Origin of the sequence: Oceanisphaera submarina, from assembly GCF_046521305.1 — a bacterium.
GTDB lineage: Bacteria > Pseudomonadota > Gammaproteobacteria > Enterobacterales > Aeromonadaceae > Oceanimonas > Oceanimonas submarina.
This window is the reverse complement of the sequence record NZ_JBKGFN010000003.1, coordinates 142,720-157,726: the sequence shown is the minus strand read 5'-3', so window position 1 is coordinate 157,726 and position 15,007 is coordinate 142,720. Positions and strand designations below refer to the sequence as shown.

Below are 15,007 nucleotides of genomic sequence, written 5' to 3'. Positions count from 1 at the left end.
TTATTACAGCCTTCACCCTGCGGGCCGGAGCCTTATGTCATCACTGGTTTACGAATATCCTCTCAATGAAAAGTGTCGCAATTACTTGCGCCTCAACGAGCTGCTGCAGCAAATTCACCAGTGCCGCAGCCTAAGCGCCGGCGGCCAGACCATAGCGCTGTTCAAGGCGCTGCTGGATATCATGGAGCTGCTGGAACGCTGTGATATCCGTACCGACCTGGCCAAGGATCTGGATATCCAGAAAAACAAGCTGGCCGCCTGGGCCCTGGCGCCCGGCGTCGATGCCGCCGCCCTGGCCCAGTTGGAACAGCAGCTGGCCGATTTGAACCAGCAGCTGCCTCGGGCCGCCCGCCTGGGCCAATTGCTGCGCGAAGACAAGCTGTTGTCGGCCGTCCGCAGCCGCTTTGCCATTCCCGGCGGCCTCTGCGCCTTCGACGTTCCCCAGTTGCACTACTGGTTGCATCAACCCGGCATCAACCAGCAGCAGGATATCGACGGCTGGCTGGCACAGCTGCAACTGCTGCAACAGGGGTTGGAACTACTGCTGACCCTGTGGCGGGAAGTCGGCCAATTCAGGCCCCAGCAGGCCAGCAATGGCTTCTTTCAGGACAATGCCGAACAGACCGAGATGATCCGCCTGCGTCTGCCGACAGAACTGGCCGTCTATCCGGTGGTCAGCGGCAACAAATATCGCTACACCATTCGCTTTATGCCGGTCGGTAACATCGAAATCGGCAATATCGACTTTGAATTGGCCAATATCAAATGAACAAAATCACCATGGTGCCCTGCCCCACCTGTAAAAAGCCGGTGGAATGGAACGAGCAAAGCCCCTTCCGCCCCTTCTGCTGCAAACGCTGCCAGCTTATCGATCTGGGCGAATGGGCCGACGAAGAAAAACGCATTCCCGGTGCTCCGGCCTGGCTGCCGGATCAGGATGACGAAAATGAATACTGAGACCGCCAAAAAATCGGTGCTGGTGGCGGTAGGGGTGATTGAAAATACCGATGGCGAAATTTTTATCTGCCGCCGCGGTGCCAGCCAGCATCAGGCTCACAAATGGGAGTTTCCCGGTGGCAAGGTCGAGGCCGGCGAAACCGTAGCCCAGGCCCTGGCTCGGGAGCTGGAAGAAGAAGTCGGTATTCGGGTAACCGACTGCCGGCCCTTCATGCGTATCGAGCACGACTACGGCGACAAGCAGGTCACGCTGGACATCCACAAGGTCACCGCCTTCAGTGGGGAACCCCACGGCCTCGAAGGCCAGCCCAGCCGCTGGGTACCGGTATCCGAGCTGCACAGCTACGACTTTCCCGCCGCCAACAGCCCGATTGTCGACAAACTGCAGACCGAAACCGGAAACTGACGCTGAAGCCGTCCGTCACTCCAGTGCCACCAGATATGGCCGGCGGGCGCTTTTATTCCGGCGGATGTCGCAAACGGAATGGATAACGACGCAGGCAACACCGCGCCGGATGTCGTCCGGCGCAACTCTAGTGTACCCTCAACTCGTCTCGTGAATCATCGCTCCCATGCGCATCCAACATAAACTGATCCTGGCCTTGCTGCTGACCACGCTGCTGCCGATAGGTCTGCTGTCCGCCTTCACCATCCACCAGGCCCGCCAGTCGGCAGAGGAGCGTTTCCTGGAACAGGGACAGAGTGAAATTCACAAGCTGGACCAGGCGTTCAGTGCCTATTTCGAGCAAATAGGTCAGAACGTGGACTTTCTCGCCTCTTCTTCCTTGATCGCTCGGTCCGATACCAGCCTAAGTACTTATCATCGGGGCCCGGCCCTGCGGATGACGCCGGATCGCAACGGCGGCATCGAGGCCGAACTCTACCGGGAATTCGAACGCTTCGCCGACAGCCACCCTGGCCTGGCCTACGTCTACATGGGGACCCGGGACGGCGGTTATGTGCAATGGCCACTGGGCGAGGTCACCGCCGGCTATGATCCCCGGCTGCGTCCATGGTACCAGAAAGCCATGGCGGCCCCCGGCCAGGTGATACGCACCGGCGCCTACTACTGGGCGGCCGACGACAACACCATGATAGGGGTATCACGCAGCTTCAAGAACCAGGATGGCCAGGACTACGGGGTCATGTCGATGGACGTGTCTCTGAAAGCGCTGACCAACATGACTCAACAGGCCCGGCTCGGAGAACAGGGCTACCTGATGCTGATCGAAGACGGTGGCACCGTGCTGGTGGATGCCGCCAGGCCGGAACACAACTTCCGTCTCCTGCCCGAACTGGAAGGCGAAGGTTACCGCCGTCTGTCCGACACAAACGCAGGCCAGCTTGAGCTGGAACTCGACGGTGAAGACTTCCGGGCTCTGGTATACCCTTCACCCACCCTCGGCTGGAAGTTCATTGCCCTGATGCCGGAACGCGAGATCCTGGCTCCGGCCCGGCAGATGCTATGGACCACGCTGGGCAGTACCGCCCTGGTGGTAGTCCTGGTGTTACTGCTGGCTTGGTGGCTGTCCGGGCTGCTGGTCAAGCCCATACTGGCGGTGAGCCGTGGGCTCAAGGACATCGCCCAGGGCGAAGGAGATCTGACCCGACGCCTGGCCATCGGCAGCCGGGACGAAACCGGTGAGCTGGCTCGCTGGTTCAATCAGTTTCTGGGGTCCATCCAGCAGTTGGTGGTTCGCATCAAGGACACCGCCCATCAGGTCGACGCCGTGTCGACCCTAGGCCGTGAAAACGCAACGGCGGTAGACACCGCCAGCGGTCATCAGCTGAAGGAAGTGGAGCGCATGGCCACCGCACTGACCGAGATGTCGGCCTCCGCCAACGAGGTGGCCCACAGCTGCAACAGATCGGCCCAGGCGGCGGCCCAGGGCCAGCGGGCCGGCGAACAGGGGAAGGCAGTGATGCTGGACACCGAGGCAAGCATACGGGTCCTGAGCGACCAGTTGAGCCAATCGGCACTGCATATCCGCCAGCTGGAAGCGGAAAGCGGCAGAATCAACTCCATTCTGGCAGTGATCCGCGATATTGCCGAACAAACCAACCTGCTGGCTCTCAACGCCGCCATCGAGGCCGCCCGGGCCGGGGAGCAGGGCCGAGGCTTCGCGGTGGTGGCAGACGAAGTGAGAACCCTGGCACAACGCACCCAGGTGTCCACCGCCGAGATCGACAGCCTGTTGGCCAGCCTCAACCAGCAGACCCGCCAGGCCGTGGAAAACATGAAGACCAGCCAGCAGCAGTCGGAACAGGTGGTGCTACGATCGGGCCAGGCACGGGAAGCATTCGAGGCGATCAAGGTATCGGTAGACGAGATCACCGACATGACCACCCAGATTGCCAGCGCCGCCGAACAGCAGCACCAGGTGACGGAGAGCATCAACGCCCATGTTGGCGCCATCCATAGCACTGCCAGCGAGGTCAATCTGGTATCGACCCGGGTGGCCGATCACGCCGGCCGACAGGCCGAACTGGCCGGAGAGCTGGGACAGCTGGTCAATCAGTTCCGGATCTGACCGCAAGCCGCAAGCCGCAAGCCGCAAGCCAGCACAGCTTGCGGCTTTTTTATGACGAAGAACACAGCTGCGGTTTCCTGCAGACCCCGTTTGACGGGGAGACTCCACCACCGATGATGGAATCTCCAGAATAAATGTGAGGGGTAAAGACGAGACGTGAAGGATCATCAAATATTCCCTCACGCCTTTCTCCTCGTCCCTCACGTTTTTTATTCGATTTCCAGGCTGTCCACCCGCTGCAGGCCGCGGGGCAACAGGGCGCCGCGACGGCCGCGCTCGCCCTGGTAGTGGGCCAGATCGGTCGGCTTCAGGGTCAGCTTGCGCTTGCCCGCATGCAGGGTGACATTGGCACCAGTAGGCACCACCACCAGCTGCTTGATAAAATCCTCCCGGGCCTGCACCTTGGCACCGGGAATGCCGATTATCTTGTTGCCCTTGCCCTTGCCCAGCAACGGCAGATCCTTGAGCGGAAACAGTAACATGCGGCCTTCATTGGTCACCGCCAGGCACTGGCTGCTGTCCAGCTGTTCGACCGCCACGGGTTTCAGCACAACACCACCGGCGGGTACCGTCAGCAACGCCTTGCCGTTCTTGTTGCGGCTGACCATGTCACCGAAGCGACAGACGAAACCGTAACCGGCATCGGAGGCCAAAAGAAACAGTCGCTCGTCGTCGCCCATCAGCACGAAACTGGCCAGCTCGCCCGGGCTCAGGCTGCAACGGCCGCTCAAGGGCTCGCCCTGTCCCCGGGCCGAGGGCAGGCCGTGGGCATCCTGACCGTAGGCGCGACCGATACTGGACAGAAACACCGCCATCTGGTTGCTGCGCCCGGAGGCCGCATCCAGAAAACTGTCGCCCGCCTTGTAACTCAGGGTGGCGCCGTCCACATCCATGCCCTTGGCCGAACGAATCCAGCCCTTGTCCGACAGCACCACCGTCACCGGCTCGCTCGGGATCAGCTCTTTCTCGCTGAGAGCCCTGGCCTCTTCCCGCTCTACCAGCGGCGAGCGCCGCTCGTCACCGTATTTTTCGGCGTCGGCCAATATCTCTTTTTTGATCAGGGTATTGAGCCGACGCTCCGAGCCCAGCAACAGGGCCAGCTTGTCGCGTTCGGCGGCCAGCTCGTCCTGCTCGCCACGGATCTTCACTTCTTCCAGCTTGGCCAGATGACGCAGCTTCAATTCCAGGATGGCTTCGGCCTGGATCTCGGTCAGCCCGAAGCGGCTCATCAGTACCGGCCTGGGCTCGTCTTCACTGCGAATGATCTCGATCACTTCATCGATACTCAGGAAGGCGACCAAGAGACCGGCCAGAATATGCAGCCGGGCCTCGACCTTGTCCAGCCGGTATTGCAGCCGGTTGCGTACCGTCTGCCGGCGGAACTGCAGCCATTCGCCGAGGATCAGATCCAGCGTTTTTACCTGGGGCCGGCTGTCCAGCCCCAGCATATTCAGATTGACCCGGTAGCTCTTCTCCAGATCGGTGCTGGCAAACAGGTGTTGCATCAGCTGATCCACGTCCACCCGGTTGGATCGGGGGATAATCACCAGCCGGGTCGGGTTCTCGTGATCCGCCTCGTCGCGCAGATCCGCCACCATCGGCAGCTTCTTGGCCTGCATCTGCCCGGCGATCTGCTCCAGGATCTTGCCGCCACTGGCCTGATGCGGCAGCGCGGTAATCACGATATCGCCCTGCTCCATCTGGTAGACGGCCCGCATCTTGATGCTGCCCCGACCGGTTTCGTAGATTTTGCGAATATCGGCCCTGGGCGTGATGATCTCGGCCCGGGTCGGGTAGTCGGGACCGTCTACGAAGGCCATCAACTCTTCTACCGTGGCCTTGGGGTTGTCCAGCATATGCACACAGGCCGCGGCGATTTCGCGCACGTTGTGCGGTGGAATATCGGTGGCCATGCCCACGGCAATACCGGTAATACCGTTCAGCAGTATGTGGGGCAGCCGGGCCGGCAGCATACGCGGCTCCTTCATGGTGCCGTCGAAGTTGGGGATCCACTCTACCGTCCCCTGGCCCAGCTCAGACAACAGCAGCTCGGAGAAGCGAGACAATCGCGCTTCGGTATAACGCATGGCGGCGAACGACTTGGGATCGTCCGGCGCGCCCCAGTTGCCCTGACCGTCCACCAGCGGATAACGATAAGAGAACGGCTGGGCCATCAAGACCATGGCCTCGTAGCAGGCGGAGTCACCGTGGGGATGATACTTACCCAGCACGTCGCCCACGGTACGGGCGGACTTCTTGTGCTTGGACAGGGCCGACAGCCCCAGTTCGCTCATGGCATAGATGATGCGTCGCTGCACCGGCTTGAGGCCATCGCCGATATGCGGCAGGGCTCTGTCCATGATCACGTACATGGAATAGTTGAGATAGGCCTGCTCGGTAAAGGTGTGCAATGGCAGGCGTTCGACGCCTTCCATGGTGAAATCGTTGTTGTTCATTCTGTCTCTTTCCTCAGGCCAGGGGGTCGACCAGGTTGCCCTTGGTTTCCAGCCATTCACGGCGATCGCTCGAACGCTTCTTGGCCAGCAGCATGTCCATCAGTTTCTCGGTGGCTTCCGTGTCGTCCACCGTCAACTGCACCAACCGGCGGGTATTGGGATCCAGGGTGGTTTCACGCAGCTGCTTGGGGTTCATCTCACCCAGGCCCTTGAAGCGGGTCACCTGTACCTTGCCTTTTTTCTTCTCGGCCTTGATCCGCTCCAGCACGCCGTCGCGCTCGCCTTCGTCGAGGGCATAAAACACCTCTTTGCCCACATCGATTCGATACAGGGGCGGCATGGCGACATAGACATGCCCCTGCTCCACCAGATGGCGAAAATGGCGCACGAACAGGGCACACAGCAGGGTGGCGATATGCAGACCATCGGAGTCGGCATCGGCGAGAATACACACCTTGCCGTAGCGCAGATCGGACAAGTCGGCCGAGTCCGGATCCAGGCCGATGGCTACCGAGATATCGTGCACTTCCTGCGAGGCCAGCACCTGACCGGACTCGACTTCCCAGGTGTTCAGTATCTTGCCGCGCAGCGGCATTATGGCCTGAAATTCCCGATCCCGCGCCTGCTTGGCGCTGCCACCGGCCGAGTCACCCTCAACCAGAAACAACTCGCCCCGCATCGGGTCGGAGCAGGCACAGTCGGTGAGCTTGCCGGGCAACGCCGGCCCCTGGGTGACCTTCTTACGCACCACCTTCTTGGCCTGGCGCAAGCGGCGCTGGGCACTGCTGATGCACAGTTCGGCAATCTGCTCCGCCAGCTCGGTATGCTGGTTCAGCCACAGGCTGAAGGCATCCTTCACTATGCCGGAAACGAAGGCCGAACTCTGGCGCGACGACAGTCGCTCCTTGGTCTGACCGGCAAACTGGGGATCCTGCATCTTGACCGACAGAATGTAGGCACAGCGCTCCCAGATGTCGTCCGGCGTCAGCTTGACGCCACGCGGCAGCAGGTTGCGAAATTCGCAAAAGTCGCGCATGGCGTCGAGCAGGCCCTGCCGCAGGCCGTTGACATGAGTACCGCCCTGGGCGGTGGGGATCAGGTTGACGTAGCTTTCGCCCAGCCCTTCGCCACCGTCGGGCAACCAGGTCAGCGCCCATTCCACCGCCGAGTGTTCGGCGGCAAAGTTGCCGGTAAACGGCTGTTCGGGCAGGCAGGTAAATTCCTTGACCGACTCCACCAGATAGTCTTTCAGGCCGTCCTGATAACACCATTCCAGGATTTCGTCGTTAACCTTGTCCTGAAAGCGGATGCTCAGGCCCGGGCAAAGCACCGCCTTGGCCTTGAGCAGATGCTTGAGCCGGGACACGGAGAATCTGGGCGAGTCGAAGTAGCTGGCATCGGGCCAGAACCGCACCCGGGTGCCACTGTTGCGCTGGCCACAGGTGCCGGTGACGGTGAGTTCACTCACCTTGTTGCCGTTCTCGAAGGCCATCTCGAACACTTGACCACCGCGACGCACGGTGACGTCCACCCGGGTACTCAGGCCGTTGACCACCGAGATACCCACGCCGTGCAGACCACCGGAAAACTGGTAGTTCTTGTTGGAGAACTTGCCGCCGGCGTGCAGCTTGCAGAATATCAGCTCGACCCCGGAGATACCTTCCTCCGGATGAATATCCACCGGCATGCCGCGGCCGTCGTCGATAACTTCCAACGACTGGTCGGCATGCAGTATCACCTCGACCTTGCTGGCGTGGCCGGCCAGGGCCTCGTCTACGCTGTTATCGATGACTTCCTGACCCAGATGGTTGGGCCGGCTGGTGTCCGTATACATGCCGGGGCGACGCCGCACCGGCTCCAGACCATTGAGGACTTCGATGGCGTCGGCAGTATATTGACTCGATGTCATATTGACCTTCGGTAATCGGGATTCGTTGGCCGCATCTTACTACCTGAGGGCGCAAGCGCAAAGCAGGCCGAAATCAGATGGGCAATGGTTGAGTCCATAAATCGGATAATACCAATCACACTAACTATCTGATCAGGTATTCGGTCGGAGCACCAGAGGCAACAGAAACGGGTAACCAGGAAAGAAGTGGTAGGCCTATAGCTGCAGAAAACGAATGATCTGGGCGCAGTAATGGTTGAAAGCGACGAAGGAATGATCGCCGCCCTTCTGGATGCAGACCCGGGCGAAACGGTAATAGTCCAGTGCTTCCCGGTAGTCGAGCACCTCGTCGCCCTGTTGTTGCAGCAACCAGATGCGATCCATGCAACTGGGCGCCTCGACACGCAGGGCTGCCAGCTCTTGCATATGGGTGCTCGTCAGCAGGTAACGCTCGTCGGTGTAGGGATTGACCTGCTCGCCCAGAAAATCGTGCAGCAACACATGAGGATGAACCGCCGGGTTGATCACCACGGCCCGTACCCCGAACTGCTCGGCAACACGAGTGGCCAGAAAACCGCCCAGCGAGCTGCCCGCCACACCAAAAGGCCCCTTGATGTCGTCACAAATGGCCGCTATCTGCGCCCAGGCCGCCGCCGGAGTTGCCACCAGTTGCGGACAGATAAAATGAATATCGGGACGCTTCTGCTGCAGATATTCCTGCATCAGTTGGGCCTTGAGGGACTGGGGCGAAGAATTGAAACCATGCAGATACAACAGCGTTGGCATTATTAATATCCCTTGGCACTGAAGTCGGGTACGAAGGCATCGGGTGGCAGACGCCACACCTGGGTGCTGAGGCGACCATCGGGGTAGAGCGACAAGGCGCGCCAGCCCGGTGCCGTGCTGTCGAGAGCAAAATCGTCGGACAACGGCTTGAACTGAATGCAGGTGGACGGGCTGGCCAGGTAGCGCACACCATCATGATGCAGATCGAAGCCCTGATGCACATGACCGGACAACACCACCCGGGAGGCGCCGTGACGGGCCAGGATGGTTCTCATGTCATCCGCATTACGCAGATTGTGCTGATCCAGCCAGGCGCAGCCCACCGGCACCGCCTGATGATGCACCGCCACCAGCAGATGATGATCCGGATAACACCCAATGGCCTGCTCGAGCAGCGTCAGCTGGGAGGCAGACAAGGCGCCATGGGTTTCACCGGGGATCTGGGTGTCGAGCAGGAGTATCTGCCACTGCCCACACAGCAAATGCTTGGCATTACTGACACCGGCCTGGTCCAGCTCGGCCTGCATCAGAAGCGCATCGTCGTGATTGCCCGGCAGCCAGAACACCGGCGGGGCCAGCTCACTCATCAAGGCGGTGAAATGGCGATAAGAGGCGGCGCTGTTATCCTGCGACAGATCTCCGGTCGCCAGGATAAGATCTCGCCGACCGGCTCCATTGACCTGCTCGTCTTCGAGAATGGCATCCACCACCGCCCGGCAGCTGTGCCAGGGGGCAATACCCAGCAAATCCGTGTTTTTATCGGCAAAGAGGTGGGTATCGGTGATTTGCAGCAACTCCACTATGCCGTCGGCGCGGTGGGGGCTGACTTCAGTGGTATCTGGGGTGCGGGCCTGGTTCAAAGCTGTTTGACCGTACTGAATCCGTGGTATAGGCAACATTTCAGCCACTCGGCAAGAAAGAGGTTAACCTGCTCTTTTTCATTGGGATGATGCATTTTTTCATTGGGATAATGGTAACTCGGCTGCAGGGTAAAAATCTGCTGACTGGCACACACTTCGGCCATACGCACATCGTGATACAGCCGTACCTTTACCTTCATCCGCATAAAACAGGGCAAGCCCGGCGTGCATTGTTCGATGGAAACATGCCAGGTGTAGGGGGCCGTTTCCAGTACCCGCAGCACAAACAGCACCTGCTCGCTGATGCCGACCGACACGCTCTCACCCACCGCCGCCCTGTTGGGCAGCAGCTTCATCAAGGCCAGATAGTTGACGTCACAGGTACGCTGTAACGTCTTCAAATCCGGTACATGTTTGCGGGTGGAACCCCTGGAAATCAAACTCAATTCTCCTCGCCGCCGGCGCTTAGGCTGGTATTCATCCGGTGATCATCATTGTAATGAATGCCCTTCCTCTGCGTCTATTACAACAGTTTTTGCTCAGCCCGGTCAAAGAGCGACCCTTAATTCCTCTCCCTTCCCCCCTCTCCCTTGAGACGCTGCAACTCCAGCCACTGCAGGGCTATGATGCTGGTGGCATTGTCTATTTTGCCATCGGCCAGCCACTGCATCGCCTGCTCTCTGGGCAGCCGATGCACCCGGATGTCTTCACTTTCACTATCCAGCCCTGCATGGCCGGCCGCCTGACTGGCGTCCACTTCACCGATAAACACGGTAATGCGCTCGCTGCAGCCACCGGGCGTGGAAAAATAACTCATTACCCGGGTCAGGCTGTTCAGGGTCAGGCCCGCTTCTTCCTGGGCTTCTCGGCGCACTACGTCTTCTGCCGACTCGCCTGCTTCCACTATGCCCGCCACCACTTCCAGCAACCAGGGGCTGCCCTCGGCATAGACGGCACCAACCCTGAATTGCTCCACCAGTACCACCTCGTCTCGCACCGGGTCATAGGGCAGTACGGCCGCCGCATGGCCCCGGTCGAACAGCTCACGGGTCATCTCCCTACTCCAGCCACCGGCAAACAGCTTGTGCCGCAATCGCAGGCGAAACAGTCTGAAAAAGCCCTTGTAGCCCACCTCTTCGGCCAGCAGTTGCACGTCTTCCCGACCAAATCCGGGGTGATTCTTTGTGCTCATCGCGACTCCTTTCTTGACATTTTACCGGCAGATTTTAGACTACCCAAAAGTGAATGAACGTTCATTCATACATTGCTCAGCACAGTGATGGCATCCATGCGCATGGTATCGAACGAATAATAACGATGTTATCGTTATACTAAACAGATAAAAATCAATTGCCTGCCCCCAGCACGGCGATAATTGCTCACCCAGTTAGTAAGGCTACACCATGAAAAAAACGCTGTTGTCGACCCTGATATTGCTCTGTGCGGCAGGCCCGACCCAAGCCGAAGACTTGCTGGACATCTACCAGCAGGCGACACAAAACGATCCCCAGGTACGTCAGGCCAAGGCCGAGCGTGATGCCGCTTTCGAGAAAATAAACGAGTCCCGAGCCCCGCTGCTGCCCCAGGTCAATCTGGCGGCCTCCGCCAACTACACCCAAAGCAACCAGAACGATCGCACCACCCGCAGCAGCACAAGTGTGGGCGCCACGCTGGATCAGTCGCTGTATCGCAAAGCCAACTGGATCAACCTGGATATCACCGAAAAAGCCGCTACCCAGAGCGAAGTCAGCTACAAGCAGGTACAGCAGACACTGATTCTACGCGCTACTCAGGCTTATTTTGATGTTTTGAGCGCCGAAGATGCCCTGAATTTCGTTCAGGCCAACAAGGAAGCGGTCAGTCGCCAGCTCGATCAAACCAGGCAACGTTTTGAAGTGGGGCTGAGCGCCATGACAGACGTACACGAGGCCCAGGCCCAGTACGATCAGGCATTGGCCGAGGAAATTGCCGCCGAAAATGCGGTCAACAACGCCAGAGAAGCGCTGCGCGAGCTGACCAACATGAACTACACCCGGCTGAACAAGCTCGATACCGAGACCTTCAGCCCACAAGCTTCCGTGGTCGCCGCCGACGCCTGGCTGGACATCGCCCTGGAGCAGAACCTGGAGCTGCATCGCCAACGCATCGGCAAAGACATCGCCAGCGAACAAATCGGCCTGGCCCAATCCGGTCATCTGCCGACCCTGGATCTGAACGCTGGCCTGAACAGCAATTACACCGACTACAAGAATAGCGGTACCGGCTCCGGTGCCAGCGACGGCACTCTGAGCGAAGGTACCGTCGGGTTGTCATTCAAGTTACCGGTATACAGCGGCGGCGCCACCGGATCTCGGGTGAAGCAGGCCCAGTACAACTACGTGGCCGCCAGCGAGCAGCTGGAGCGCAGCTTCCGCTCGGTACAAAGTCAGGTGTACTCCTCGTTCAACGACGTCAGCGCCGCCACCGGCTCCATTCGCGCCTTCGAGCAGTTCGTGATCTCGGCCCAGAGCGCACTCGACGCCACCGAAGCGGGCTATGAAGTCGGCACCCGCACCATCGTCGATGTGCTCAACGCCACCCGACAGCTGTACAACGCCAAGCAGAACCTGTCTGCCGCACGCTACAACTACATCCTGAGTCAGCTGCAGCTGAAACAGGCCGCCGGTAACCTGACCGAGCAGGACCTGGTGGATATCAACAACGGATTGAAGCGCTGACAAAACAAAAGGGAGGGCATCACGCCTTCCCTTTTTCGCTGTTGATTGATGCCTCCGGGCTCGGATTTAAAAATAATCATATCTTGATTAAAACTGATATCAAAAAGGCTTGCCGACAACGGCAAGCTTTTTTTGGCAATGGTGATAATCGGACTGAACGCCGCCTTTTAGCGGGTGCGGATAGCCTGGATGATGGCGGTAGTAGAGCAGCCGTCTTCGAAATTGAGCACCTTGACCTCGCCGCCGCTGGCGGTCACTTCCTCGAAGCCGGCAATCTCTTCCGGCTTGTAGTCGCCGCCCTTGACCAGTACATCCGGCAGGGTCTCGGCGATCAAGCGCTGCGGGGTCTCTTCACCGAAGGGCACCACCCAGTCGACCGCACCCAGGCCGGCCAGTACCGCCATGCGTCTGTCTACCGTGTTCACCGGGCGACCATCGCCCTTGAGCGCACGCACAGAAGCATCGGTATTCACCGCCACTATCAGGCGATCACCCAGCTGGCGGGCATGATTCAGATAAGACACATGACCGGCGTGCAGTATGTCGAAGCAGCCGTTGGTCATCACGATTTTCTCGCCGCGACGGCGGGCCGCGTCCACCACATATTTCAGCTGCTGCTCGCTCACCACGCCCATGCCGGACTCGGGTGCACCGTACAGCACGTTCGCCAGCTCGATGGCAGACACAGTGGAGGTACCCAGCTTGCCAACCACTATGCTGGCGGCCACGTTGGCCAGGGCACAGGCCTCGTCCAGCGGCAGGCCGGCAGCCAGACTGGTGGCCAGGGTGGCAATCACGGTATCGCCGGCACCGGTCACATCGAACACCTCATGGGCCTGGGCCGGCAGGTGCAGTTCGTCCTCGTCGGCACGGATCAGGGTCATACCGTGCTCGGAGCGGGTGACCAGCAGCGCCTTGAAGTCAAATTGCTTCACCAGCTCCCGCCCGCGGGCCACCAGCTCCTGCTCGTCTTGCACCTTGCCCACCACGGCTTCGAACTCACTCATGTTGGGGGTAAGCAGGGTAGCCCCGCGGTATTTCTCGAAATCGGAACCCTTGGGATCCACCAGCACAGGCACGCCCGCCTGATTCGCGGCCTGGATCAGCGTCTGCACCTGCGCCAGCGCGCCCTTGGCGTAATCCGACAGCACCACCACGCCGGCCCGGCTCAGGGCGGCGCGGGTCTTGTCGGTCAGCGGGGCCGCGTCTTCCGGGGCGAAGCCTTCTTCGAAGTCCAGCCGCAGCAGCTGCTGGTTGCGGCTCATCACCCGCAGCTTGGTAATGGTGGGGTGGCTGGTCAGACGCACGAAATCGCACTCGACGCCCACCCCCTGCATCTTGTCCTGCAGCGAGGTAGCGGCCTCGTCTTCGCCGGTAAGGCCCAACAAACGGGCCTTGGCCCCCAGTGCCGCCACGTTCAGCGCCACGTTGGCCGCGCCGCCGGGACGTTCTTCGTTGTGCTCAACCTTGACCACAGGCACCGGAGCTTCGGGCGAGATACGTCCGGTGGGGCCAGACCAGTAACGGTCCAGCATCACATCTCCTACCACCAGCACCCTGGCACTATCGAATTCCGGCAACTTGATCTTCATGGTTCCGACTCTTTTGAACATGGGAAAGGAGAAATATTATCACAGCCACCCATAATCGCACCCGTCGACCGGCCTTTGGTGGCCATTCGCGGCCGAGTTAATTAGAATTCCGTCACTTGTTGATAATGGCGACCGCGATGCACGACTCTCGACTCCCCCCCTTTACCACTGCGCTGCTGCACCCGCGCTACCTGTTCAACTGGCTGGGCCTGGGCCTGCTGTGGCTGCTGGTCACCCTGCTGCCCTGGCGCGCGCAGATGGTGCTGGGCCGCGCTCTGGGCCGCTTGTCGATGAAGATACTGAAGTCCCGGGTCCGGGTGGCCCGCCGCAATCTGGAGCTGGCGCTGCCGGAGCTGGATGAAAGCGCGCGGGAACGCACGCTCAAGGCCAACTTCGAGAGCGTGGGCTGTGCCGTGTTCGAGACCGGCATGGCCTGGTTCTGGCCGCACTGGCGCATGAAGGCCATCACCCGCATGGAAGGCACCGAACATGTGGATACCGCCGTAGCCAGGGGGCAGGGCATGCTGCTGCTGTCGGCCCACTTTCTTACTCTTGAGCTGAATGCCCGCCAGTTCGGTCTCTATCGGCCCGGGGTGGGCGTTTACCGTCCCAACACCAATCCGGTGCTGGAATACGCCCAGGTGCAGGGTCGCTGCCGCTCCAACAAGTATCTGGTGGACCGGCTCAACATCAAGGGCATGCTCAAGGCCCTGCGTCAGGGCGATGCCCTCTGGTATGCACCGGATCACGACTACGGCAGTCATGCCAGCGTGTTTGTACCTTTCTTTGCCGTAGATACCGCCGCCACCATTACCGGCACCGCCACCCTGGCCCGGGTGAAGAAAACCGTCACCCTGCCCTGTTTCACCCTGCGCGAGAAAGACGGCTACCGGCTGCTGATCCAGCCGCCCATGGCCGGTTTTCCGGTCGGTGACGATGTTGCGGACGCCATCGCCAGCAACCGCGTCATCGAAGCCGCCATCCGCCTGGCTCCGGAGCAATACATGTGGCTGCACCGCCGCTTCAAGACCACGCCCGACGGGGTGCCGTACCGGTATTAAAAACAGCGGTAAGCCTTAGCCGTCGGCTATAAAAAAACACCGTATGGCTGGCTACCTGGCTTACCTCTGGTGGTTTTACGGCGCCTGATGGCTTGCGCCGAATAAATTGGCGCCGACAAAAACACAGCACTCTTCCTCACCCCCGCGCTCCGCGTGGGG

The 15,007-nt window shown here is 60.1% G+C and carries 13 protein-coding genes; 6 read left to right on the top strand and 7 right to left on the bottom strand.

What is annotated here, in order from left to right; all coding sequences use genetic code 11:
- Positions 1-34: 34 nt before the first annotated feature.
- From zapD to ACLEIV_RS04785, 4 genes are all read left to right on the top strand, one after another.
- Positions 35-769 (top strand): cell division protein ZapD, encoded by a 735-nt coding sequence (gene zapD, locus ACLEIV_RS04800; RefSeq protein ID WP_410455520.1) that lies wholly within the window; start codon positions 35-37, stop codon positions 767-769.
- Positions 766-957 (top strand): DNA gyrase inhibitor YacG, encoded by a 192-nt coding sequence (gene yacG, locus ACLEIV_RS04795; RefSeq protein WP_410455519.1) that lies wholly within the window; start codon positions 766-768, stop codon positions 955-957. Before zapD ends, yacG begins: the two co-directional genes overlap by 4 nt.
- Entirely contained in the window at positions 947-1,363 is a 417-nt protein-coding gene (gene mutT, locus ACLEIV_RS04790; protein ID WP_410455518.1) for an 8-oxo-dGTP diphosphatase MutT, read from the top strand. The genes yacG and mutT overlap by 11 nt, the downstream gene beginning before the upstream one ends.
- A 166-nt stretch (positions 1,364-1,529) precedes the next feature.
- Entirely contained in the window at positions 1,530-3,488 is a 1,959-nt protein-coding gene (locus tag ACLEIV_RS04785; RefSeq protein ID WP_410455517.1) for a methyl-accepting chemotaxis protein, read from the top strand.
- 209 nt (positions 3,489-3,697) lie between these two features.
- Here the strand turns inward: ACLEIV_RS04785 and parC are convergent, their stop codons facing one another.
- The 6 genes from parC to nudF form a co-directional block, all read right to left on the bottom strand.
- Positions 3,698-5,944: a DNA topoisomerase IV subunit A gene (gene parC / locus ACLEIV_RS04780; RefSeq protein WP_410455516.1), complete on the bottom strand. Its 2,247-nt coding sequence runs from the start codon at positions 5,942-5,944 to the stop codon at positions 3,698-3,700.
- Between the two features lie 13 nt (positions 5,945-5,957).
- The gene (gene parE, locus ACLEIV_RS04775; protein ID WP_410455515.1) at positions 5,958-7,853 is read right to left on the bottom strand and encodes a DNA topoisomerase IV subunit B; all 1,896 of its coding nucleotides are present in this window, start codon (positions 7,851-7,853) and stop codon (positions 5,958-5,960) included.
- Between the two features lie 195 nt (positions 7,854-8,048).
- Entirely contained in the window at positions 8,049-8,621 is a 573-nt protein-coding gene (locus ACLEIV_RS04770; RefSeq protein ID WP_410455613.1) for a YqiA/YcfP family alpha/beta fold hydrolase, read from the bottom strand.
- Complete coding sequence (gene cpdA, locus ACLEIV_RS04765) at positions 8,621-9,478, bottom strand: 3',5'-cyclic-AMP phosphodiesterase (protein ID WP_410455514.1); 858 nt, start codon at positions 9,476-9,478, stop codon at positions 8,621-8,623. The genes ACLEIV_RS04770 and cpdA overlap by 1 nt, the downstream gene beginning before the upstream one ends.
- The gene (locus tag ACLEIV_RS04760; protein ID WP_410455513.1) at positions 9,475-9,879 is read right to left on the bottom strand and encodes a DUF1249 domain-containing protein; all 405 of its coding nucleotides are present in this window, start codon (positions 9,877-9,879) and stop codon (positions 9,475-9,477) included. Before ACLEIV_RS04760 ends, cpdA begins: the two co-directional genes overlap by 4 nt.
- A 161-nt stretch (positions 9,880-10,040) precedes the next feature.
- The gene (gene nudF / locus ACLEIV_RS04755; protein WP_410455512.1) at positions 10,041-10,670 is read right to left on the bottom strand and encodes an ADP-ribose diphosphatase; all 630 of its coding nucleotides are present in this window, start codon (positions 10,668-10,670) and stop codon (positions 10,041-10,043) included.
- 211 nt (positions 10,671-10,881) lie between these two features.
- On the opposite strand from nudF, the gene tolC reads away from it, so the two are divergent.
- Entirely contained in the window at positions 10,882-12,195 is a 1,314-nt protein-coding gene (gene tolC, locus ACLEIV_RS04750; RefSeq protein ID WP_410455511.1) for an outer membrane channel protein TolC, read from the top strand.
- A 167-nt stretch (positions 12,196-12,362) separates the two neighbouring features.
- Here the strand turns inward: tolC and hldE are convergent, their stop codons facing one another.
- Positions 12,363-13,787 (bottom strand): bifunctional D-glycero-beta-D-manno-heptose-7-phosphate kinase/D-glycero-beta-D-manno-heptose 1-phosphate adenylyltransferase HldE, encoded by a 1,425-nt coding sequence (gene hldE / locus ACLEIV_RS04745; protein ID WP_410455510.1) that lies wholly within the window; start codon positions 13,785-13,787, stop codon positions 12,363-12,365.
- Between the two features lie 137 nt (positions 13,788-13,924).
- On the opposite strand from hldE, the gene lpxL reads away from it, so the two are divergent.
- The gene (lpxL, locus tag ACLEIV_RS04740) at positions 13,925-14,848 is read left to right on the top strand and encodes an LpxL/LpxP family Kdo(2)-lipid IV(A) lauroyl/palmitoleoyl acyltransferase (protein ID WP_410455509.1); all 924 of its coding nucleotides are present in this window, start codon (positions 13,925-13,927) and stop codon (positions 14,846-14,848) included.
- Positions 14,849-15,007 lie beyond the last annotated feature (159 nt).

Coding starts and splice junctions, on each gene's coding strand:
- zapD (WP_410455520.1), top strand. CDS start 35: ATGTCATCACTGGTTTACGAATATCCTCTCAATGAAAAGTGTCGCAAT.
- yacG (WP_410455519.1), top strand. CDS start 766: ATGAACAAAATCACCATGGTGCCCTGCCCCACCTGTAAAAAGCCGGTG.
- mutT (WP_410455518.1), top strand. CDS start 947: ATGAATACTGAGACCGCCAAAAAATCGGTGCTGGTGGCGGTAGGGGTG.
- ACLEIV_RS04785 (WP_410455517.1), top strand. CDS start 1,530: ATGCGCATCCAACATAAACTGATCCTGGCCTTGCTGCTGACCACGCTG.
- parC (WP_410455516.1), bottom strand. CDS start 5,944: ATGAACAACAACGATTTCACCATGGAAGGCGTCGAACGCCTGCCATTG.
- parE (WP_410455515.1), bottom strand. CDS start 7,853: ATGACATCGAGTCAATATACTGCCGACGCCATCGAAGTCCTCAATGGT.
- nudF (WP_410455512.1), bottom strand. CDS start 10,670: ATGAGCACAAAGAATCACCCCGGATTTGGTCGGGAAGACGTGCAACTG.
- tolC (WP_410455511.1), top strand. CDS start 10,882: ATGAAAAAAACGCTGTTGTCGACCCTGATATTGCTCTGTGCGGCAGGC.
- hldE (WP_410455510.1), bottom strand. CDS start 13,787: ATGAAGATCAAGTTGCCGGAATTCGATAGTGCCAGGGTGCTGGTGGTA.
- lpxL (WP_410455509.1), top strand. CDS start 13,925: ATGCACGACTCTCGACTCCCCCCCTTTACCACTGCGCTGCTGCACCCG.